The sequence below is a fragment of the Pelagibaculum spongiae genome (genome assembly GCF_003097315.1).
Lineage (GTDB): Bacteria > Pseudomonadota > Gammaproteobacteria > Enterobacterales > Pelagibaculaceae > Pelagibaculum > Pelagibaculum spongiae.
In genome coordinates, this window is record NZ_QDDL01000010.1 from 39812 (window position 1) to 63145 (window position 23334).

The window sequence follows — 23334 nt, forward strand, 5'->3', positions numbered from 1 at the left end:
AGCTATACCACTTTGGTCGGGCTTATTGGATATACCAGCTCTCATTCACAATCACCGCCTGATCTCGACAGGCTTATTACTGTCCGAATCTTGCTAGTTAACTACTAGATTGTGAGTATATTGAAAGGTATGAAAACTGAATCTACTCCTCTCGCTGAGCCAACATCCGCAGAAACGACATCTGCTTATTACCAAGCTTTAAAAAGCAAAGACCGTCGATTTGACGGCCGGTTTTTTGTTGCTGTCAGCTCCACCGGAATTTATTGCCGGCCAGTTTGCCCTGCTCGCTTACCGAAACAACAGAATTGCCAGTTTTTCAAAACAGCGGCAGCGGCGGCCCATTCTGGTTTTCGGCCTTGTAAGCGATGTCGACCGGAGTTAGCGCCGGGGCTTTCTAGTATCGACATGCCAGATGCTTTAATTAGCCAGGCCTGCCGCTTGGTTGATCATGGTTTTCTACAGCAGCATTCGATTGAACAACTATCGGCTCGATTGGGAATTAGCAGTCGCCATTTGCGGCGTTTGTTTCAAATTGAATTAGGCGTGTCGCCTTTAGATTACGCTTGCAACAAACAACTGCTACTGGCTTGCCAGTTAATTCGCGATACTCAACTGCCGATCACGACCATTGCGATGCAAAGCGGTTTTGCCAGTTTACGAAGCTTTAATCATCGCTTTCAGCAGTATTACCAGCAAACGCCCAGCGAGTTTAGAAAGCAGCTAGCACCCTCTAATAAGTCGATTAATAAAACATCTAATAAAACTACCTATTCAAAAACACTGCAGTTAAAACTGGGTTATCGACCACCTTTTGATTGGCGAGGTTTATTGTCGTTTTTATCCAAACGAGTCATTCCCGGCGTTGAATCGGTCGAGCTAGATCAAGACCATGCTGTTTATCGTCGAGTGGTGTCTATTGAAGCTGCTGCTTTAGCTACGACTGACTTAAAAAGCGCTAAATCAAACCAGCCTGAGGTTATTTTTGGTTGGCTGGAAGTCAGCGACCTTACTGAAAAGTATCAGTTGAAAATCACCTTGAGCGATAATCTGGCACCGGTAATTACCGAAGTACTAAAAAGGGTTCGCCACCTGTTTGATCTGGACTGCGACCCGCAAATGATTATCCCGCAAATGTCTAATTTACAGCTGACAAATTCAGGCCTCAGACTACCCGGAGCATTTGATAGTTTTGAAATGAGCGTGCGGGCTATTCTCGGCCAACAAATAACGGTTAAAGCGGCGCATACCATTGCCAGCCGGGTTGCCAAAGCATTTGGCCAATCAGTAACCACACCTTTTGCTGAGCTAAGCCACAGCTTTCCCGATGCTAAAACCATTAGCACACTGCAACCGGCTCAATTGGGCGAACTGGGAATTGTTCGACAACGTTGCACCGCCATTCAGGCGATTGCCCATGCGATTAATGATCAAACGATTCAGCTCACCACGACATCTGATATTGAACAAACGTTACAACAGCTGCAATCACTACCGGGGATTGGCAGTTGGACCGCACAATATATCGCCATGCGAGCGCTTGGCTGGCCAGATGCTTTTTTGGATAAAGACCTCGGCGTGATAAAAAGCCTTGGCAGCAAAAACGCCAAACAGCTACAAAGCATCTCCCAACAATGGCGGCCCTGGCGCAGCTATGCGGTCATGCATTTATGGCAAGGGGCGACCTACCTACCAGCAACTGAATTTGATCAGCCTACAGACGCATAATAAGCCAACTAAATTCACCAGGAACAATCGATCATGATTTATAGCTATTTTGAAACCGCCTTCGGTACTACCTTTGCTGCAGCCGACAATGATCAGCTTTGTCATTTATGGTTCGACGGCCAAAAGCACGAACCCATCTGGCAGTACTGGAAAAAAATCGATGGTCATCCGTTATTTCTGACTTTAAAAGGCCAGCTAGAACAATACGCCAAAGGTGAACGAACCGAATTTAATTTGCCGCTCAACCCCAAAGGCACCGAGTTTCAAATGAGGGTTTGGCAAGCCTTGCTAGAAATCCCATTTGGCCAAAGCAGCAATTACGGCGCATTAGCAGCGAAATTGAACAAACCAACTGCCGCCAGAGCCGTGGGCGCAGCGGTAGGAAAAAATCCGCTATCTATTCTGATTCCCTGCCATAGAGTGATTGGTAAAGACGGCAGCTTGACTGGCTTTGCATCGGGACTGGAGATGAAGAAGAAGTTATTGCGGGTGGAGGGATTGGTTTAGTAATATTGGCTACCAATCTTGCTAGTTATGACATAGGAATTAATATGTAGTTTTTGAGCATTCTAAATAGTGAACAATATGAGAAAGTATCTGAGCTTCACATTTTCACCTGTGATTGATCCGCGCAGTAGAAATTAAACCGCTATTTCGGCAGTATACTCATCCAACAACAACAACAACCAGTTTCAAACTACACGATTGTGGATCTAATAGAGTTAGTTCATCGGTTTTTTATATAGTCAGGTAGCTAAATTGAATGAAGATCAGAAACAAACGTTAATGAAGTGGCGCTCTAGATGCAAGAGAGCACAAATAGCACACAGTTACACCGCGATTAGTTATGGTCGATACCATCTTTTTCTAGGTATTATGTTGATCGCTTTAACGACTACATCATGCGTGTTAATTTTTGCTCCTAATACTATTATGCCTTCGTGGCTCTCACCAACTATCGGTATTTCTGCGGCATTATTTGCATACTTGCAAACCTTTTTACGCCTATCTGAACAGGCCGATTCACAAAGAGTCGTAGCCAGACGGTATGGAGCTTTGAAGAAAGAAATTGAATACATTCTTGATTTTCAACTCAATGCCACTAATTGTATGGATCAAGTTGATAGCGTTCGCGTGAAAGAGTATGAAATCGCAACGGATGCTCCACACGCTTTAAGCCATAGATGGAAGAAAGCCGCAAACGAAACGAAAAGTGAGAATGATTTTTTTAGTCGCCGCAATCGTCCATAAAAAATAAGAACACCTATTTCCGTGGGTATTGGACTCATTAATTTGTCTACTTACGCGTTAAATTTATAGGAAATATATCATGTACAACTTATTAGTTACGGCAAATATCGGTGCATGGGACAAGCTATCCTATAAATTTGATAAAAGTCGTTTCCTCGAATATACAACTGAATCTATCGCCACCGCTTTTACATCCCTAACACCGGAACTTATAAGTACTCTTAAGAGTTACCCCTGTATATTTGCATATGAAGGTTATGAAAAAGATTTCTACATTGGAAAACTTAACCAGATCGAGAAACGAGGACAAGAGCTATTTATTGAATTTGAATTTTATCCAGATATTGGCCCAATATCTTTTGAAAAAATTTATCCAATCTCTCAGTTACTTGATATTCGAAAATGGGAAATGGGGAGAACTCATTGGGCTATAAAAGACGAAGATCTTTTTGATCGCCTCATAAAGGCTAATATTTTGACTCAAAACTTAATAGGTGATAAAAAAATACTTGAAAAACCTGCGGTTCGCGAACAATCAAACGCTACAATAAGTACAGTAAAGGGGTTTGTTGGGAAAGTTTTTTCATTAGATAGAGGAAATGATTCAGAATTTTTTTATCGAGGACATTCCAATAAGCAAAAATATAAATTAGAACCATCTCTATTTAGAAAAGATGCTAATGGAAACTACCTATACCTAAGAAATGAACACATACTATATAGAGAGTTAATCATCTCCAACTCATCAGATTTTCAACCTGACGAGTATACCTTAGATAGATTAGTAAGAATGCAGCATTACTCACTACCAACTAGATTATTAGACATAACATCAAATCCACTTATTGCTTTATATTTTTCCTGCAAATTTCAGCCAGAGTGCACCTCTTGTAAGTCCCAGTCAGAAAGCACTGGCGAAGTAATTATTTTTTCTATAAAAAGAAATGAAATAAAATATTTTGATTCTGATGTAGTCAGCTGCATTTCCAACTTAGCAAGATTACCAAAAGAAGAAAAAGATAGGATCGATTTTGATTTTAAGCCATTTAACGAACAAACCCCAATCAAAAGATTGGTACACCATATCAGAGAAGAGAAATCGTACTTCGAGTCAAAGATCAAACCAAGTGATTTAAAAAAAATCATCTGTGTAAAAGGCAAACAAAGTAATGATAGAATTACATCTCAGTCTGGTGCATTTCTGTTATTTGGCCATGACGCAACTCTTGATGAAGAGGGAACACCTGAAATTAGTGTTCGTAGAATTACTGTCACAAATAAAAGCTCCATTCTTCAAGAGCTTGACCTTTTAAATATTAATGAAAGCACAGTATTCCCATATATTGAAAACTCAGCAAAATACGTTGCTGACAAATACAAGTTTAATAAAGCAACTGAAGAAATCAGCTTCCTTTAAGTTAGCCACCCTAAAAAACCGCCCGCAACAACAAACTACTCCCCAGAACAATTAGCAGAACAAATGCCAATCGCCGCATATTATTATTTGATAGTGGCGGTGGAAATTTACGGCCTGCCCAGGTCGCTAAACCAACAATCGGCACGGCCAGCAAACCGGTTAGTAAAATGTCTTGGTTCATTTGTCCTTGCGCCACCACCATGACACTGCGACTTAAGGCACTGAACATGAAGGTGCCGTAGAGACAAAACCGAATGTAGTTGAATGAAAAGGGTTGCCGGTAATAGAGAAAAACCAACGGCGGCCCGGCCAAGGCAAATACACCGGCCAATAAACCTGCAATAGCATAGGCAGCAAAGAACACCGCTTTTGATGAAGCTTGCTTTAGCGGCTCAGGCTTGAGCATTAACAAGCAACCACCGAGGATAATTGCACAGCCCAGTACTATTTCCAGCCAATGGCTCATCTGACTACTCAGTAGTGTTAGCAGATAAAGCCCTGCGCCCATAAAAGGCAGCATAATCGCCAAGCCACTCAGCACTCGTTTTAAATCCAGCTGATTCCAACGCCCTTTCAGCGCAAAAACTCCATTGGATATTGCCAATAGGCTAACCACTGCTGAGGTGAACTGAATCGGTAGCAGGCCGGCCAATGTCACACCGCCCATAACAATCATACCTAGCGCAAAGCCAGTGACCGTTTGCACATAGCTACCCACGCCAACAATCAGCAAAAAAGCCGCTAAGGTTACACCGTCCAATCAGTCACTCCTCGGTTGATCAATATTGGGGGCATGATAACTACTCGAGATCAAGGACCCTGCCATTACCAGCGTCACATCTCCGAAACACCGCCTCTGAGTTGCTAGGAATAATCTGTCACCTAGCTGACCTTTATACGCTATTTAAAGTACTTTTTCTGCAGTTAAATGCTTATTTTAAAAGTATCTTTTTGATTGAAAAGCTGGCCTGCAAAGTAACAATCAATCGCTATTTTTCTTATTCAGAATCATTCCACGACCGCGAAAGCGAACATCAAACTTTTAACGATTTTAATTGCATCATTAAAAACTGATATAAAGTGAGTCAAAAAAAACTTAAAGGGTCAGACCAAAATTAATAACTCATAAGCAAATACCTCAAGCACTAGAAACAAGCAAAATAACTTCGCTAAAAAAAACCTGAAAAAAAACTTAATTAAAAGCTGGGATTTTTTTTAAAAACTATACTAGTAGCACTTAAACCCACGCCGCAGAATATTAGCTAGTAATGCATTATCCCAAATAGATAACTGCTGACTACCTCTTATTGCTAGAACACCAGCTAACTATATGATCTCGCTATTGGTATTACCACAATGAGGTGCAACTTTTGGTATGACCTAATCTTTAACATCTGAAAAGTTCGTATTTACTTTTATTTATTTGGCGGCAAAGCAACAAAAAATATTTAAAAACATAAGCTTAATACAACAAGCAACCCACCAAACCTAATGTTCGATTACGAAATTCATTGATAAACAAGATATTCTGTCACTCAAAAACCTTTAATTAAGTAAGTTTTTTTGACCTGCCACCATGTTTAGTTCGAACAAAAAAAAATTAGTCTTTTTAGTTGTGCTAGATCAAAAAGTATACCTCTTAATTTACTCAAGATAATTCGATCAGGATAGAACATGGTTTTAAAGTCAGCACTCCCTACTGGTTCAGTTGTTCAGTTAATGAACGTCAGCCTCTGATTTTAAATATTGTTCATCTGAGAGGCATATTCAGGCACACGAGATAAAACAGCAGCTTTATAAATGTTGTTTTTATACTAACTAGCCGCTGTTCCAAGCGTAGGAGTCAACAGTGACTTTTAAAAAAGTCGGTCCATACCCTTCATCTCATGATGATGTGGAACTAGATGCGTTAATGGATGGTTATCGCATTGAAGGTCCCGGAGACGTACTTCAGGCTCTAGTTCGCATTCAACATTTCTTGGGCTGGGTTCCACCACAGTTAAGAAAAGCATTAAGCGAACGCACCCGCGTTACCGAGACTAAAATCCGAGGGATTATCGATTTTTACCATCTACTGGATGCAGAGCCCACGGCACCATGGGTTGTTCACCTGAGTACTAACATCACCGATATGATGCTTGGTCAACAAACCAACATTGACCGGTTTAATAAGTACGCCAAAAAAAATCCAGGCAAGATTCAAGTTAATGAAACCTCTTGCACCGGATTATGCGAACAAGGCCCTGCATTATTAATTAATGGTTTTGCAATGGGCCGTATTAATGCACAACGTGTCGATGACATATTGGCATTAATTAGCACTGACACCCCATTAGATCAATGGCCAGCCAACTGGTTTGAAATCTCCAGCAATATTCGCAAGCCTGGCCCATTACTGCGCCACCATGTTGTTGCTGGCGAAGCTTTGGCCAAGGTTAAAACCGCATCACCTGAAGATTTCATCCTCAAGCTGGATCATGCCGGTTTGAAAGGTCGCGGTGGCGCGGGCTTTAGTACCGCATTTAAATGGCAGGCTTGTCGTAAAGCGATTGGCGATCATAAAGTGGTTGCCTGCAATGCTGACGAAGGCGAACCCGGAACATTTAAAGACCGTGTGCTGTTAGATCGGCATATTGAAAATGTACTGGAAGGCATGACTATTTGTGGTGAAGTGATAGGTGCCAAGAGCGGTTATATCTATCTTCGCAAAGAATACATTTACATGTATGGCCACATTAATAATGCGATTAAAAAACGCCGTGAAGCAGGCTTATTAACTGAAGATTTTGATATTGGCATTCACATGGGCGCTGGCGCTTATGTTTGTGGTGAAGAATCTTCAATGCTCGATTCAATGGAAGGCAAGCGTGGCATTCCACGGATTAAACCACCATTCCCAGTCGATCAAGGTTTCCTTGGCCGCCCTACCGTAGTCAACAACGTAGAAACCTTTTGTAACGTTGCGCTATTGGCGGACAAAGGCTTGGATAACTTCCGTTCAGTCGGTTGTAGCCACACCCCTGGCAGTAAATTGCACAGTATTTCGGGCGATTGTAAACACCCTGGTATTTACGAATTCCCTCTGTGTACCAGCATCGCTGAAATGATGAAGGCATGCGGCGGCAAAGAAGCTGCCATGGTTCAGGTTGGTGGCGCAGCAGGTCGTTTAATTACTGAAAACCGTTTCGATACCGCAATTGATTTCCGTCGCTTATATAGCGCTGGTTCAATGATGGTATTTAATAGCGATCGTCAACCAAAGGATTTACTGCATAACTTCAGCCATTTCTTTGTTCACGAAAGCTGCGGTTTCTGCACCCCTTGTCGTGGTGGTTGCCAAATGTTGGCCGCTTACAGCGACCAGGTTATGAACGGAACCTTGCAAAAGCAGGATGAAAAAACGCTGCTTGATACTTGTAAGCTGATGATGACTACCAGCCATTGCGGCTTGGGTAAAACAGCTGGACAAAGTATTGGTCAGATTTTCCATCATCATCTGAAAGCCCAGAAGGCAGAAAATCAGGAAATGGCTCATGAGTAATTCCAATACCATTTTAATTGATGGCCAGGAGGTTCCTTTTGAACCAGGTGAAACCGTTCTGGCTGCGGCAAAAAAAGCAGATGTTTATATTCCACATCTTTGCTTTCATCCTGAAGTAACAGTTCATGGTAGCTGCAAGCTCTGTACAGTAAAAATAAATGGTCGCTGCGTATCTTCTTGCCTGACTAAAGCTTCATCGGGCATGGCTGTGGAAAACAGCAGCGAAGAAATTCTCGATTTGCGCAAGCAATTAATCGAGCTTTTATTTGCTGAAGGTAACCACTACTGCCCAACTTGCGAACTGTCAGGTAATTGTCAATTACAGGCCTTGGCCTATGAATTTGGCATTACTCATACTCGCTTCCCACTGCAATATCCAATTCGGGAAATGGATGCAACGCATCCAGATATCATTCTCGATCGTGATCGTTGCATTAACTGTTCACTGTGTCGCCGTGCCAGTGCTCAGGTCGATAAAAAAGATGTCTTCTCGTTAGCTGGACGGGGTCCTGAGACTTATCTGCAGGTCCACTCTAGCGACGGTACTTTAGGCCAATCAAAACTTACTGTTGATGATTTAGCAGCAAACATTTGCCCCGTTGGCGCTTTATTCCATAAAAAGAACAACTACAGCCAACGCCCTGGTCAACGGATTTATGACAATCAGTCGATCGGTGAAGTAGGCAACCAGCGTCTGGAACGAGTCAAAGAGGGTGAAAACCATGGCTGATCAAAAAATAAAGGTAGCCACCTGTTCTCTGGGCGGATGCTTTGGTTGTCACATGTCGTTACTAGACATCGACGAAGCACTGATCGAAGTTGAAAAACACGTTCAGTTCGATCGCTCACCCATTACCGATATCAAAAATATTTCTAAATGTGATTTAGGTTTAATTGAAGGCGGTCTGTGTAACGAAGAAAATGTTCACGTACTAAAAGATTTCCGCGAGAACTGCAAAGTTTTAGTTGCTGTTGGTGCCTGCGCAATTAATGGTGGGTTACCTGCTATGCGCAATGGAATCGATGTTCAAGATTGTCTGAAAGAGGTGTATCAAACCGGTTATAACCTAACCACTGATATTATCCCCGATGACCCGGAAATTCCGCGCTTACAAGAAAAAGTGCAACCGTTGCACGAACTGGTGAAAGTAGATTATTTCTTACCAGGTTGCCCACCACCTGCACCGGCTTTTCTTGAACTCATTACGGCACTGCTTGAAGGCCGCGAACCTAATATTGATTATCCACATAGGCGTTTTGACTAATGGAAAACCAAACGCAAGCTGGCCTCCGCCGTATCGCCATTGAGCCGATTTCCCGCGTAGAAGGCCACGGAAAAATTACTCTACTGCTTGACGACGAAGGTCATGTTAAGCAGGCACGTTTACACATTGTTGAATTTCGTGGATTTGAAAAATTCATTGAAGGCCGCCCTTATTATGAGCTGCCATTATTAGTTCAGCGCTTATGTGGTATTTGTCCGGTGAGCCACCATTTGGCAGCAGCCAAGGCAATCGACCAAATTAACGGTGTTAAACAATTAACACCTGCGGCTTTAAAATTGCGCCAGTTGTTACACTGGGGACAATTATTACAGTCTCATGCACTGCACTTCTTCCATTTGGCATCACCTGATTTATTGTTTGGTTACGACAGCGATGTTAGCAAGCGTAATATTATTGGCGTGTTAAAAGAATATCCGGAAATTGCCGTCCAAGGCGTAAAAATCCGTAAATTCGGCCAAGAAGTTATTCGTGCTGTCAGTGGTAAACGTATCCACGGTATTGCAGCACTTCCAGGTGGCATGAACCAGCCGTTAGACCGCGAAGTTTATCAATACCTGACCGCTGAAATTGATCAAATCGTTGAGTGGAGCAAAGACGCCGTCGAATTGGCTCGTCGCTTGTGCCTAGAAGACACCGAATTATTTAATTCGTTCGCTAGCACCGAATCACCTTATATGTCACTTACTGACGAAAAGGGCGGCCTAGAATTTTACGATGGTAACTTGCGTGTTAAAAACGCTGACGGTTCGATCCTTAATGATCAGTTCCCGAATGAGCGTTACACCGACTTAATTCAGGAAGAAGCCAAGAGCTGGAGCTATATGAAGTTCCCATTCTTGCGCTCAATTCGTGAAGCGCAAGGTGGCGACTCTGGCTGGTATCGCGTTGGCCCATTGGCTCGAATTAATAACTGTGATTCTATTTCGACGCCTTTAGCCGAGCATTATCGTCAAGATTTTATGAAAATAGCGGGTAACCCGCTTGCGCATCAAAATCTGGCGTTCCACTGGGCACGAATGATTGAAGCATTGCACTGTGCAGAATCAATTCAGAAAGTGCTGGCAGATCCAGATCTGTTTAGCCTCGATTTAGTCGCTAAAGGCAATAGACAAAGCTCAGGTATCGGTATTATCGAAGCGCCTCGTGGCACCTTATTCCATCATTATGAAGTCAATGATGACGACCAAGTCACCATGGCGAATCTGATTGTATCGACTACTAGTAATAACTTTGCCATGAACGAAGCAGTTTGTTCAGCGGCTAATCAGCATATTGATGGTAATGAAGTTACACCTGGCTTGTTAAATCTGCTAGAAGTTGCTGTGCGTTCTTATGACCCATGTTTGTCTTGTGCTACCCACGCAATTGGTAAAATGCCGCTGCATGTGGAAATGCTCGATAGCAAAGGTCAGCTGATTCATCAATTAAGTAAAAATTCGAATGGTGAGTTTAGCTAAGGTTAATAATTCGATAATTTAATCGATTATTTTTCTAACTAATTTATTCTAGCGGCCAGTCGGTCGCTGGAATAAAAAACATTTAGCAGGTTTATTGCTATGAGTGACCATCTCAGTAAGACAAAAATTAGTTTGATTGCCTATGGCAATATTGCCCGCGGCGATGATGGTGCAGCACCGGTACTGTTAAATCGAATTGAAGAAATTCAGTCACAAATAGACTGTCAATTGCATCTGGTTGAAGATATGCAGCTCGGCCCTGAGCATGCATACGATTTAAAAGACGTCGATGCAGTCATATTTCTCGACTGCGACAGTCAATGTGAAACCATCAGTTTCAAGCAATTAGCCGCACAAATTAACGTTCATTTTTCTAGCCATGCCCAGACACCGGAAACCGTGATGTCACTTCATGGCATGCTAACAGAATCAGAAACACCACCCTGCTATCAATTAGGCATTGGCGGTGATGATTTCGAATTAGGGCAGAATATGAGTGAACGGTGCCACAAGAATTTGAAGTTGGCACAAGCTCATTTGTTGAGCCTGTTAGAAACTCCAGTATCACAATGGAACCCACTTTAAAAAAACGAATACCGATAGATCAAAATAGAACCTAACTTAACGGCACACGTTAAAGAAAGACCATAACGAAATGCAATAACGAGAAGTACAACAAAGAGAAATACCACTGGATAGCGCCAGTTAGGCATTAATATCACTATCACTTAACTGCCAGAGTATTTTTCATCAGCAATGCCCAATGCTGATCTTCAGGAAAGCCCGTTTATAACGGCAGTCTTTGCTCATGTAATAGCGAGCGATGGTTGCCGTTTTTTATTGCTTGGCTAAAGCAGACGCATCTCGATTAAACCCGCATATCAATCATTGTATTTTTCCTGCACGATTTAGCAGATATGCCGCACTCGATAATATAGCTACCTTAGTGCATTACCTTCTTCGAATACTTACGCAGCCACCAATACAACTTCATCCAAGCAACATTGCAAAATATGACATTTGATATCAGCTGACGATTTTTATCCTGCCAAGCAGTATAATCATCACGGCTTGCTGCTTTTACTGAGGCGGCAGCGACTTGTAACCATTAGTGTTGATACGAGATAATCTTGGTACTCGGATAGTGTCAGCGCTCATAGCTTCTATCGAACCCAGCTAGAGAAACTTAATGCTTAACTCAATTATTGCCATTAGTGCCGGTGCTTCTATCGGTGCAACACTTCGCTGGCTGATCGGTAGTGCGCTGAATTCATTATTTCCAAGCATCCCCCCTGGAACCCTAATTGCTAACCTGTTGGGTGCTTATTTAATTGGCCTGGCCTTGGCAATGTTCGCTCACTTTCCCAGCTTGGCGCCTGAATGGAAACTACTGGTGATTACCGGTTTTCTCGGCAGCCTGACAACCTTTTCAACTTTTTCTGCCGAGATCACTGGCTTGCTACAACAGGGGCGAATAATGATGGCGGCGGGCGCAATTAGCCTGCATTTGTTTGGCTCTTTAATTATGACCAGCTTGGGTATGTTCAGTGGATCGTTATTAAAATAAAGGCTGAAGCATGAAAATAATGATGACCTCATTGCGAGGCACTCTGTAGGTCATCCCTGAGCCTAAGCGAAGCGTGACATCTATGGTGAAATATTTATATTGTCGCTATTCGCTTCGCTCATGACGACCTTGCAGCATACAATTAAGTGCAGAATAATACAGACTATTTCTTACACTTCCTCAACCTTAAATCATCAGAATAGTTCGCTTGCTATGCTACCTTTTTGATTTGTCGTTGCGGTCTGCTTCCGTACAAATTAATCAGCGCACCGCTAATAATCAAACCCCCGCCGATCCAAGTCCAATAAGTCGGCAGTTCACTAAATAGCGCCCAGCCTAACAACATCGAAAAAATAACTTGAACATAGGAATACGCAGTTGCGCTACTCGCTGCTTCTGTTTGCATCGCTTTGGTTAAGCCGACTTGGCCGATCTGAGTGAAAATGCCAATCAATACCATCAAGCCAAGCACTTCCAGATTAGGCAGCACAAAATTGTCGGCCAGTAACAGTAGCAACATAGAAATTGGCAGAGCTATCAACGGGAAGTAAAAAATAATCACCGAGCTGTCTTCACTTCTACTTAGTTTTTTAACAATGACATAAGCCACCGCACTGCCAAAAGCACCTAACAATGCTGCCATAACACTTATCAGCGGTAGTGACGCTGTCGCTTCAGAGATGACACCACCCAATATAAAGTCCGGCCGCACCATGACCAGCAAGCCAGTAATGCACAGTAAAATACAAATAATCGTGGTTGGACGCACCCTCTCCTTTAGAAATACAAGTGCCAGAATTGCGGTAAATACCGGGTATAAATACTGCAAGATGGTCGCTTCAGCCAAAGGCAGGCTGGTCACCGCAAAATAAACACACATCAGCGCCAATGCTCCGGCACAGCCCCGAGCAATCAACAATGGTTTATTGTTACCCCAGATTGATAACTTCTTACGCCGCACATCTACATAGCTAATCACTAGCGAGACAATTGCCCTGGCTGCAACAATTTCCAATACTGGAATACCATAGTTACCGACCACCTTTACACAAGCGGTCATTAAGGCAAACCCGAGTGCCGACAGCACCATATAACGTACACCAATGGATATCATTGAAACCTGCTAGATTGGAAAAAGAGCCAATAAAATAAAATAACGTAATGCGAATATAAGCTTGAACGGGAAACAAACATTTCAGAAATTATATCATTTCAAGCCTTAAAAACTGCCGCCATTGTATTCAGTTTGAGCGTCATAACAAGCTTTACTATTACCAATGCTTATTTCAAAACATTGGTAGCAGTGAAACCACACTGTCATCCTTTGCTTTTCAAACAAGCAAGATACCAATGGAAAACACTCCCTTTCTTGCCAAAGCTGGCATGTTGCTCGGTTTAATCATCGGCAGAATGTTAGGCGCTGATATTTGATGCATTGCAATGGGTTTGGGCGGGCTTTGGCTAGGAAATGTAATTAGCGCGATTATTTCTGGCGAAATCATCTCTTATATAGAAATCACCTGGGAGTCAGATGTTCGATATCAACGAGCGACACAGCCTTTCTCTTTTTGGCTTAATCTATTGATCGAATTTTTTGTGGGTGTAGTTGCAATTTCTAGTACTTTTCCCAAAGACTTATATAAAGACTAAAAAAACGCCAACTACTGTTGATGCAGTAAAAGTGTCACCATGCTCGATGCTAAGCCAAATAAATAAATAAAATAATTTACTTGTCTCTCTTAAGACTCATTTTGAACATGTAAATAGAATCGTAAATCAATCATGTTCGGCAACGCTCAAAATTCATATGATCAATCAACCACAAGAACCCCTGTAAAACTCCAGTTTAGTTGTGCAGGTGTTATTTATGTTTTTTGAGTTTCCTTAGTGCTCAATCTTTTCATTAAATCACTCTGAAAACATGGTTATGAGCGCTTACCATAGCTTCGCACTACGATTGATTTGTTGCGAAAGATTCTCATTTGCTTATGCCGAAATAATCTATCACAGAAACTACATTCAAAACTTTAACTATTTCAATAGCAATTAGAAAAACCTAATGCAAAGAAGCACCTAACAAGAAAATATGTCGCATTATTTGTGATGACGAGCCAATAGTTTCAAAGCACACTGCGCGCAGCTTGTCACTTCATTAATAGCGCACACATATATCAGCTTGTCTTATTGATAACTGAGTGCAAGAACATTGACCTTAACTTCAGGAATAATCACCCTATGAAAATCAAGCCTGTTTCAATTTTTGCTGCTGCTTTGCTTGCTAACACGCCTGCAATGGCTGAAGGTTTGAAAATTCAAAATAGCGACCTTAACCTTCAGTTTGGAGGTCGAATTCAATATGATTACAACCGTTCAGAAGAAAATAATCAGGTTGATGAAGATGATTTTAATTTACGACGTGGTCGCCTTTTTGTGAAAGGAAATATCTCTGAAAACTGGTCATTTAAAACCCAATTTAATGTAGATGGAAGCGGCGCTGAAGATTTATACCTTCGCTATAACGGTTTCGATTCAGGCCAGACAATTACAATTGGTAACCAGAATATGCCATTTGGCTTGGAAGAGCTTACTTCTTCTAAAGATATTAGCGTATTGGAACGTTCTGCTATTACCGAACTATTTGCAGTAGGTAAAGCAGAAGGCATTCAATTTAACGGTGCTCTTGGCAACCAAACTTATGCACTGGGATTGTTTACAGATAATGACGTTGACTCAGAAAAAGGCTTTGCAGCTCGCTATACTTTTTCTCCAGTAAAAACTCAGAGTAGTGTTTTGCATTTAGGCGTCGCTTATAAAAACATCTCTGATGATCAAGCACTAGGGCTTGAAGCAGCTTTCGCCACTGGGCCATTTCATATACAGGCTGAATACACAGACGGTACTACTGAATCTAACAATGATGCCAGCGGGTACTATGTTCAGGCGGGCTATATTTTTACGGGAGAAACCCGTCCTTATAAAGGTGGAAAATTCAAGCGAGTATCTCCCAGCAGCAAGAGTGGTGCCTGGGAGGCGGTTGCCCGTTACGAAGATGGTGACGGAAACCATAGCGATATCGAACTGGGTACAACCGATGCAACGGCTTACACTATCGGATTAAATTACTACGCAAACAAAAATGTACGTTTAGGCATTAATTATACCGATGGTGAAGATAATAACAGCAACGATACCGGTAATGAGCTACGTCTGCGCTTCCAAGTAACATTTTAATCAATAGCTTGGTCAATATTCTATTGTGTCAAAATAGACAACCACCAGCTAAGGCTGGTGGTTGCTATCTACCAAATGAAAAGGTAATTAACGACAACCGCAACCACCGTTGCCATCACAACCTTCTTTTTCTTCACCACAGTTTGAAGCTGCGTGCCCCATATCGAGTGGACTTTCTGGTGCTCTAATGGCTTTTTCTTTAACCACCAATTCACCTAATTGATCCCAGCGATAAGTCGGGCCATCAACGCATACTAAGTGATCGGCCATATAGCAGTGACCACACAAGCCAACGCCACAGTGCATTCTGCGTTCTAGCGATAACCAGATGTGATCTGCCGGAAAACCTTTGCCTTCCATAATCCGGCAAACTGCCAACATCATGCCTTCAGGGCCACAGGTAATTACATGGTCAAATGGACCATCGTCTTGAATGATCTGATCTAGGTTATCGGCCAATTGGCGACCAGCTAGATAAGACTTGCTCGCGCCACTACAGTCATCGACCGCTTCATAAAGTTTGCATTGCTCTTGCCAGCGCTCACGCTCTTTTTTCATTACCAGCATGGCTTCATTTCTGGCTGAGAAATAAACCACTGGCTCGGCAGATGCCTCAATTAATGCATCTACTTTTGCTGCTACTGGCGCTAAACCACAACCACCAGCAATAACTAATACTTTTTTATCTTTAAGATTTGGCCAGCCCTGACCCATTGGGCCTCGGCCACCGACCATGGCACCTGGTTCCAATTCAAACAGCGCATCTGTCAGCTCACCAATTTTACGGATCAGGCAGTGAAAATGACCGTTTTCATCAGGCATACTGGCATAAGTAAATGCTGCTTCACCGGCATTTGGAATCGTCAGCATCATAAACTGACCCGGCTGGACCTTATTGATATTGCATAGATCCGGCATTTCATCTTTGTTTAGACTCTCTCCCTCGTTAAAGGGCGCAAAAGTGAAATGACACAGATCTTCGCCGTCCTGATATTTATCAACAATGCGCATTAACGCAGGCGTGTGATCGATCAGTTGTTGCTTATGCATTAGCAATTGCCTCCATCACTGAATGTACTCCGATGGAGCCAGGACAGGTTACTTCACAGCGACCACAACCGACGCAGCCATAGCTGTCATCCATGCGGGATGCGATATCATCAGAAAATTTATGGAACCAGAAACGTTGAACCCTCTTGCCAGAAGCTTGCGTTGGGTTAGCGCCACTAGCTTCTTTTTGAAAGCCTTCCATTAAGCAAGAATCCCAGAAACGCTCACGCACATAACCGGTGGGTGTTTTAATATCTTCAACCGCATAACAACTGCAGCTTGGACAAACCATGGTACAGCCCGAGCAGCTTAGGCACTGAATACCTAACTTGTCCCATAATTCATCAGGAATGGCACGCGCATTTAAGCGGCGAATACCGTTTAATAATTGAGTGTCATTAGGGAAAGATGCCTTGGCACGTTTTTCGGTCAATTTGCGCCAATAATCCCAACCTTCCTCTGCTAATTTAAGGTTCATTCCCCAAATTGCATGTTCACCTGCCTGGCTGTTACAGCCTAACCACCAGCCCGCTTGCTCACCGGCAACTGAAGGCATTGGAATTAAAACCAAGTCTGCCGTGCCGTCACGTACCGTTGGGCCTGCATCGACTGTTGGGCAAAAACCACCTTCGCAAGGCGCGTGGCAATCAATACCAACCAACAAAGTTTGACGACGGCGCGCCTGGTAATTTGGGTCGGTAGCGAAATGCTTATCTTGATAAGCAATCGCTTTTAAATCACAGGCTTTAACACCAAATAAAACCCGCTTTTCTATACGAGGAATAATCGGTTTAAATGTTGGGTTTTCTGCACCAGCTTCAAAACGGAATAAATCTTCACGCTCGGAGAAAAAGAAATCTTTTGGCGACATTAATGGACGTAATTCGTCATCGAATTCTTCAACTGCACCATGGGCAATTGGTTGCCAGCTACCATTGCCAGTTGCATCCATGACTGGTTGAAAAACTTCTCGCTCTTCAGATAACCAATTACGTAAAAATTCTGGTCGCTCCAGTTTATAAACTTTCATTATGCAACCACTCCTGATGCCGCTTCTTCTGCCGCAAGGTTTTCTAACTTGATCACCTGAATTGATCTTGGCTCTACGCCCGCTGGCAATGCGGTTACTTTAACTGCACAAGCTTTTAATTCAGGCATTTTAGTGATCGGATCTTGTACGTCGTTGGTCAACTGATTCGATGGCGTATCATTAAAGTGATACGGCATGCTGACTAAGCCTTGTGGCAATTCTTCAATCAGAACCACTCGCGTTTCTAAATAACCACGGCGTGAACTTACCGATACCGGCGCATGGTTATACAAGCCCATGTTGGCACCATCTTGCAGGTTCATGAACAACACGCCTTTTGGTGTTTCACGTTCCAAAATCGGTGATTTACGCGTCATCGAACCACAACCATAATGGAAGTGCAGACGAATCGTCGTCAAATAGAAAGGGAAATCAGCATCTGGATTTTCTGCAGGTGGCAACCAGTTCAGCGGAATTAATTGCGCTTTACCAATGGGAAATTCTTTGCGATGTAATACGCGGCTTCCCTGAGGTTTTTCTCGCGTGCAGGGCCATTGCAGACCATGGTTTTCTGCTAAGCGTGGATAGCTCATTTCTGAATAAATAGGCGTTAAACCAACTAATTCATCAAATACTTCTTCAGCAGCATTCCAGTCCATGCCGCCAATACCAAACTTTTCGGCTAAAAGGCCCATCATTTGCCAATCAGTTTTACACTGGCCCATTGGCTCAACGGCTTTACGAATTCTTTGAACTCGGCGCTCACAGTTAGAAAAAGTACCGTCTTTTTCGGCAAAACTAGCCGCGGGTAAAATCACATCAGCAAACTTGGCAGTCTCCGTCATCACCATTTCAACAACCACTAAAAAATCTAGCTTGCGTAATGCTTTTTCTACTTGGTTTTGATCTGGGTCGGTCACGACAGGGTCTTCGCCAAACACCATCATGCCCATGAACTGGCCTTGCATGGCCGATTCCAACATACCCAAAGAAGTCATACCGGGCTTGTTAGCGACCGAAGTGCCCCAGGCTTCAGAGAATTTTTTCTGAACCGCTGGATCATTAGCATTCTGATAACCCGGATAAACACCCGGCAAAGCACCCATATCACAGGCACCTTGAACATTGTTTTGGCCACGCAGCGGGTTAATACCTGCGCCGCTTTTACCGACTTGGCCACACACTAATGCTAGGTTCGAAATCGACATAACATTGTTAGTGCCGGTGGCATATTGGGTCACACCCATGCCGTAAGCTAAAAATGCAGCACGTGCTTTTGAATAAATTCGAGCAGCCTGAATTAATTGATCAACAGGCACGCCGGTAATTTCACTGACTTTTTTCGGCGTATATTGTGAAACTTGCTTGCGCAATAAATCTTCTTGTTCGCAACGGGCATCGAGGAATTCACGATCTTCCCAACCACGATCAAAAATAATATTTAAAAGACCATTAATTAAAGCAACGTTAGTACCGAGCTTTAATTGTAAATGGACATCAGCTAATTTAGCTAAACGGGTTTGCCGTGGATCAACCACCACCAGCATTGCACCACGTTCTTTAGCGCGAATCATTTCGCTACCAATAATGCAGTGGCTTTCAGTTGGGTCACAACCAAAAATCACCACCACGTCGGCTTTTTCAATATCGCCGATGCTATTGGTCATCGCGCCTTCACCGAGGGTGCGAGATAAACCAGCAACCGAAGGGCTATGACAAATTCGTGCACAATGGTCGATATTATTGGTTTTTAATACCGCACGGCCGAATTTTTGAATCGCGTAATTATCTTCATTGGTTGCACGGGCACAGCTCACCATTCCTACCGCTTGCGGACCATGGGAGTCGAGATAACTACTGAACTGCTCATGAATCAGATCTAGCGCTTCATCCCAACTCGCCTCACGAAAGCTTTTACCTTCACGAATTAATGGCGTGGTAATACGATGCTTGGGGCCGACACCAAAAGCAGTACTCCAACCTTTAGAACAAAGTCGACCTTTACTGATCGGATGATTTTTAATCGGTTCAACGCCAACGACTTGCCCGTCGCGGGTACGCAGACCAATGCCGCAGCCAGTGCCGCAAAATGGGCAGATCGACGGGATGGTTTTAGTGGCCATAATTTGTCCGTGCTGATAATTCACATATACCCCATCCATGGGCAGAGCAATCCGGGATAATGGATGCAATCATGGCAGGGCAGGTTTATGGAAAGACCAAACTAAACCAGCAGTCATAGCAGCAGCCTTGACCAAAATCATCAGATATTGTTTCAGCTTCAAAGAACCTTTAACTACCTCTATTGAGATATTTCCTTTTGGCATCAAGGGTTAAAAGATGCATCCAACTTTACTTTTTCAAGCGAATCCGCAAACCTCAAACGAACGCATAAAACGAACATTTGCGATAACAAACGATACAAACGAAGCTTTGTCGCACCAATAATCGCTTTATCTTTTTTTGTTTCCAAATTTGTCAGTCCAATGATACTGATAAAAAAATAAGCCGGAAAATTACAAAAAGTCACAATTAAATGGTCATACCGGGCAGTTGACCAATCGGATTTCTATTTAAAAAATACCTTTACTAGATGCCAAATCATTAAGAAGCCATCAATGAAAACACTGGAAATTGTTTCACTCAAAGAAATACCTGAAGTGCATAGCCATGACTACCATCAATTAGTGGCTCCGCTCTCAGGCAGCGCAGAATTTGAAATTGCTGAATTATCGGGTCGATTAGATAGTGGCCGTGGCTGTATTTTGCCTAGCATGGTCAGGCATGGCTTTGCGGGTGATGGCTCTAACCGGATATTATTGATTAATCTCCCAACCAACATGGTAGCGGTTGAGCACCAAGCGATTTTCCGGCATTACGGCTGGTTTACTATTGATGCCGGGTTAATGCAGCTACTAGCTGCCACCCACCATGAACTCACGCTATTTCCCAATGACAAGCATTTACAATCCAGTCTGGTCGATTGTCTATTACGCGGTTTAAATTTACGATTTGCTAACAATAAACAAATCAGCAGCAAAATGGATATGCAGGCGATTACCGATTACTTAGCACGCAATCTTGACCGAGCAATTCACGTTGCAGATTTGGCAAGGCTGGCTTGTTTAAGCGAGAGTCAATTTCATTCACAATTTCGTAAAACCCACCAATCGACACCGCACCAGTATTTGCTGCAGCTGCGGTTAAACTATGCTTGCGATCTGTTAAAAGAAAATGACACCAGCATCGCTAATATCGCCCAGCTTTCCGGTTTTTCCAGCCAATGCGCATTGACCCATGCGATGAAGAAGTATTTAGGAGTTTCACCGGGCAAGTATCGACAGCGAGTTCAAGGCGAAGCGTAACCAACCAATAATTTGGAAATTTTAGTTTGACAACTTAAATTCATTACTCCTTTACTTTGCCACCGAGCAGGCTAAGTATTTGCAAGCAATTTAATTGAGTGTTCAAGCACCGCTACTTTATTTTTTATTTCTTCCTGTGGACTATTAGCAAATCCCAGCACCAAACCATATTCCTTAACACTGCCAAAATAATAACGACTTAATCGGGAATGAAAAACTTGCGCTTTTAGCAAGCTACTGGATAGATCCGCTTCAAACTCCAAATTAGAAAAACCAGGTTTTAGCTGCAACACAACGTGCATTCCTGAGCCGCTATCGCTGACATCAAACCACTGCTTTAGGCTTTCACAGCAAGCTTGCATATGTTGCAGTTTTGCTGCGTAACTTTGACGACTCTTACGAAGGTGGCGCGCAAAATGTCCTTGCTGAATAAATTCAGCGGTTATTTTTTGGTTATGCAGCGGTGTTTCACCCGAATGAACATTTTTGGCTGCAACAAATACTGGCATCAAATCCTGCGGCAACACCAAATAACCTAGTCGTAATGATGGGAATAATACTTTGCTGAAGGAGCCCATATAGATCACTCGCTGATGATGATCTATACCCTGCAAGCTGGCTAATGGGCGAGACCGGTAGTGATACTCACTGTCATAATCATCTTCAACCACCCAGCAATCATGCTGGTTAGCCCATTCTAACAATGCCATTCGGCGCTCTAGCGGCATGACCGCACCGGTCGGGTATTGGTGGGTTGGTGTGCAATAAAGCAATCGGGTTTTAGCATCGGTTAATGCTGTTAACTGATTCACTTTAATACCCTGCTGATCAACCGAGCAGGTTTTTAATTGCGCCCCAGCCGACAACAAAGCGTGACGAGCACCCAAATAACCCGGCTCTTCAATAATCGCGTTATCTTCAGGTTGAATTAACAGTCGAGAAGTTAAATCCAGAGCTTGTTGCGCACCATTAGTAATCAAAATTTGCTCAGGATTACATATTACCGAGCGAGCACTCTTTAAATATTCAGCAATGGCCGCCCTTAATTCTGGTAATCCCTGGGGGTCGGAATAACCCATTAATGAAATCAGACTTTTGCTAGGAATTTGTTGAGACAACCGGTTCCAAATTTTATGAGGAAAGTTTGCAAGATCAGGCACACCTACGGCAAAGCCCGTACCAGCACTTCCATCAGCACCACTATTAGTAACAACGGGAATGGTTCGGCCATATTTTACAGCATTGTTATCGGGTAATTTTCTATTGACTGAAACTGGCTTTGAATCGGCAACCGTTATTGAGTCAGCCAAGCGGCGCGCCTCAATCCAATTCTCCGGCAGCTGGCGAGCAACAAAAAAACCAGCACCCACTCGTGATTCCAAATAGCCTTCAGCTTGCAGCTGCTGATAAGCGCTAATTACCGTATTCCTTGAAATGGCCAACTCTTTTGCTAGCACCCTTGAGGAAGGTAAACGCATAGCATTGGTCAGATAACCATTGAGGATTTTCTGCCTCAGCCCTTGGTAAAGCTGCTGGTGCAAAGGCATATCTGCCCGCTTATCAAGACCCAAAACATGCATCTCTAGCAATGACTGCTTCATAAATTGGTACCTATTAAATTTACAAATCGGATCTACTGAAGGCTCCAATTAGCTTATAACATTCAGTTATCAGCAACAAGATAGACAGATAGGAAGCAACCGATGAGCCAACTAGAAGTGACCGAAAAAACCAGAATCCGTAGAGGTCCAAAGCGAGCAGTATTTGACCGCGCTATTTTAGAACAGGTTTTTAATCAGGCGCATGTCGCCCACGTTGGTTTTATTCAAGATGATCCATCGGGAGAAGGTTTATCGGGAAAAATCCAGCCATTTGTCATTCCAATGCTTTGCTGGATTGATGGCGATTTATTATATGTCCACGGTGCCAGTTCCAGCCGCATGATAAAAACACTCACGGGTGGCAGCGAAGCTTGCGTCACTGCGACTATTCTCGATGGAATGGTACTGTCAAAAAGCGCTTTTCATCATAGCGCTAATTACCGCAGCGCAATGGTTTTCGGGCAATTCTTTTTAATTGAAAATCCAATAGAAATTAACCGCCAATATAAAATATTTATGGAAAGAATTGCACCCGGCCGCTGGGATGAAGTTCGCCCACCATCAGAGATTGAATTAAAAGCGACTAAAATGCTGGCAATTAAACTGGACCAAGCATCGGTAAAAGTCCGCAGCGGTGGCCCCAACGAAGATAAAGAAGACTTGGATATACCGGCATGGACCGGTGAAATGGTCATCAAGCACCCGCTAACAGCGATGGTCGCTGACCAGCATTCAACAGATGGGATAAAGGTACCGGATTATAGTGAGGCTTGGGATGATCGCTGGAGGGTGTGAAGTTTAACTTTCAATACT

19 protein-coding genes are annotated in these 23334 nt (G+C 43.1%); 13 read left to right on the forward strand and 6 right to left on the reverse strand.

Annotated features, from left to right (window positions below; genetic code table 11):
• The first annotated feature begins 129 nt into the window (after positions 1-129).
• The 4 genes from DC094_RS18185 (at position 130) to DC094_RS18200 (ending at position 4393) form a co-directional block, all read left to right on the forward strand.
• Positions 130-1725 (forward strand): DNA-3-methyladenine glycosylase 2 family protein, encoded by a 1596-nt coding sequence (locus DC094_RS18185; protein ID WP_116688552.1) that lies wholly within the window; start codon positions 130-132, stop codon positions 1723-1725.
• 33 nt (positions 1726-1758) lie between these two features.
• Positions 1759-2232, forward strand: a complete 474-nt coding sequence (locus tag DC094_RS18190; RefSeq protein WP_116688553.1) for a methylated-DNA--[protein]-cysteine S-methyltransferase — start codon at positions 1759-1761, stop codon at positions 2230-2232.
• A gap of 252 nt (positions 2233-2484) precedes the next feature.
• Positions 2485-2976 carry an SLATT domain-containing protein gene (locus tag DC094_RS18195; protein ID WP_116688554.1) on the forward strand — a complete coding sequence of 164 codons (492 nt, stop codon included), beginning with the start codon at positions 2485-2487 and terminating at the stop codon, positions 2974-2976.
• 79 nt (positions 2977-3055) lie between these two features.
• Positions 3056-4393 carry an FRG domain-containing protein gene (locus DC094_RS18200; RefSeq protein WP_116688555.1) on the forward strand — a complete coding sequence of 446 codons (1338 nt, stop codon included), beginning with the start codon at positions 3056-3058 and terminating at the stop codon, positions 4391-4393.
• Positions 4394-4403: 10 nt separating this feature from the next.
• Here the strand turns inward: DC094_RS18200 and DC094_RS18205 are convergent, their stop codons facing one another.
• Positions 4404-5153 carry a sulfite exporter TauE/SafE family protein gene (locus DC094_RS18205; protein ID WP_116688556.1) on the reverse strand — a complete coding sequence of 250 codons (750 nt, stop codon included), beginning with the start codon at positions 5151-5153 and terminating at the stop codon, positions 4404-4406.
• A gap of 1089 nt (positions 5154-6242) precedes the next feature.
• Between DC094_RS18205 and DC094_RS18210 the strand changes: the two genes are divergently transcribed.
• The 6 genes from DC094_RS18210 to crcB all read left to right on the forward strand — a co-directional run bounded on the left by DC094_RS18210 (position 6243) and on the right by crcB (position 12244).
• Entirely contained in the window at positions 6243-7934 is a 1692-nt protein-coding gene (locus DC094_RS18210; RefSeq protein ID WP_116688557.1) for an NAD(P)H-dependent oxidoreductase subunit E, read from the forward strand.
• Entirely contained in the window at positions 7927-8664 is a 738-nt protein-coding gene (locus DC094_RS18215) for a 2Fe-2S iron-sulfur cluster-binding protein (protein ID WP_116688558.1), read from the forward strand. Before DC094_RS18210 ends, DC094_RS18215 begins: the two co-directional genes overlap by 8 nt.
• On the forward strand, positions 8657-9199 hold the full coding sequence (locus tag DC094_RS18220) for an NADH-quinone oxidoreductase subunit B family protein (RefSeq protein WP_116688559.1): 543 nt from the start codon (positions 8657-8659) through the stop codon (positions 9197-9199). Before DC094_RS18215 ends, DC094_RS18220 begins: the two co-directional genes overlap by 8 nt.
• Complete coding sequence (locus tag DC094_RS23020; RefSeq protein ID WP_116688560.1) at positions 9199-10677, forward strand: Ni/Fe hydrogenase subunit alpha; 1479 nt, start codon at positions 9199-9201, stop codon at positions 10675-10677. Before DC094_RS18220 ends, DC094_RS23020 begins: the two co-directional genes overlap by 1 nt.
• 99 nt (positions 10678-10776) lie before the next feature.
• Complete coding sequence (locus tag DC094_RS18230; RefSeq protein WP_116688561.1) at positions 10777-11262, forward strand: hydrogenase maturation protease; 486 nt, start codon at positions 10777-10779, stop codon at positions 11260-11262.
• A 604-nt stretch (positions 11263-11866) separates the two neighbouring features.
• Complete coding sequence (gene crcB / locus DC094_RS18235) at positions 11867-12244, forward strand: fluoride efflux transporter CrcB (protein WP_116688562.1); 378 nt, start codon at positions 11867-11869, stop codon at positions 12242-12244.
• A gap of 211 nt (positions 12245-12455) precedes the next feature.
• Here the strand turns inward: crcB and DC094_RS18240 are convergent, their stop codons facing one another.
• A complete protein-coding gene (locus DC094_RS18240; protein WP_116688563.1) occupies positions 12456-13358 on the reverse strand; it encodes a DMT family transporter in 903 nt (300 codons plus the stop codon).
• 1121 nt (positions 13359-14479) lie between these two features.
• Here DC094_RS18240 and DC094_RS18250 point away from each other — a divergent pair.
• Positions 14480-15475, forward strand: coding sequence for an OprO/OprP family phosphate-selective porin (locus DC094_RS18250; RefSeq protein ID WP_116688565.1), 996 nt, complete (start codon positions 14480-14482; stop codon positions 15473-15475).
• Positions 15476-15562: 87 nt separating this feature from the next.
• On the opposite strand, the gene DC094_RS18255 is transcribed toward DC094_RS18250, so the two are convergent.
• Genes DC094_RS18255 through fdhF form a run of 3 tightly spaced genes read right to left on the reverse strand, consistent with a single transcriptional unit; the run spans position 15563 to position 19717 of the window.
• Positions 15563-16525 carry an iron-sulfur cluster-binding protein gene (locus DC094_RS18255; RefSeq protein ID WP_116688566.1) on the reverse strand — a complete coding sequence of 321 codons (963 nt, stop codon included), beginning with the start codon at positions 16523-16525 and terminating at the stop codon, positions 15563-15565.
• The gene (locus DC094_RS18260) at positions 16518-17555 is read right to left on the reverse strand and encodes a 4Fe-4S dicluster domain-containing protein (RefSeq protein WP_116688567.1); all 1038 of its coding nucleotides are present in this window, start codon (positions 17553-17555) and stop codon (positions 16518-16520) included. The genes DC094_RS18255 and DC094_RS18260 overlap by 8 nt, the downstream gene beginning before the upstream one ends.
• Complete coding sequence (fdhF, locus tag DC094_RS18265) at positions 17555-19717, reverse strand: formate dehydrogenase subunit alpha (RefSeq protein WP_206605699.1); 2163 nt, start codon at positions 19715-19717, stop codon at positions 17555-17557. The genes DC094_RS18260 and fdhF overlap by 1 nt, the downstream gene beginning before the upstream one ends.
• 456 nt (positions 19718-20173) lie before the next feature.
• On the opposite strand from fdhF, the gene DC094_RS18275 reads away from it, so the two are divergent.
• The gene (locus DC094_RS18275; RefSeq protein ID WP_116688569.1) at positions 20174-20920 is read left to right on the forward strand and encodes an AraC family transcriptional regulator; all 747 of its coding nucleotides are present in this window, start codon (positions 20174-20176) and stop codon (positions 20918-20920) included.
• A 71-nt stretch (positions 20921-20991) separates the two neighbouring features.
• Here DC094_RS18275 and pdxR read toward each other — a convergent pair whose 3' ends face one another.
• Positions 20992-22521, reverse strand: coding sequence for a MocR-like pyridoxine biosynthesis transcription factor PdxR (gene pdxR / locus DC094_RS18280; RefSeq protein ID WP_116688570.1), 1530 nt, complete (start codon positions 22519-22521; stop codon positions 20992-20994).
• A 102-nt stretch (positions 22522-22623) separates the two neighbouring features.
• Here pdxR and DC094_RS18285 point away from each other — a divergent pair, with 102 nt between their 5' ends.
• Complete coding sequence (locus DC094_RS18285) at positions 22624-23316, forward strand: pyridoxamine 5'-phosphate oxidase family protein (RefSeq protein ID WP_116688571.1); 693 nt, start codon at positions 22624-22626, stop codon at positions 23314-23316.
• The last annotated feature ends 18 nt before the right edge of the window (positions 23317-23334 follow it).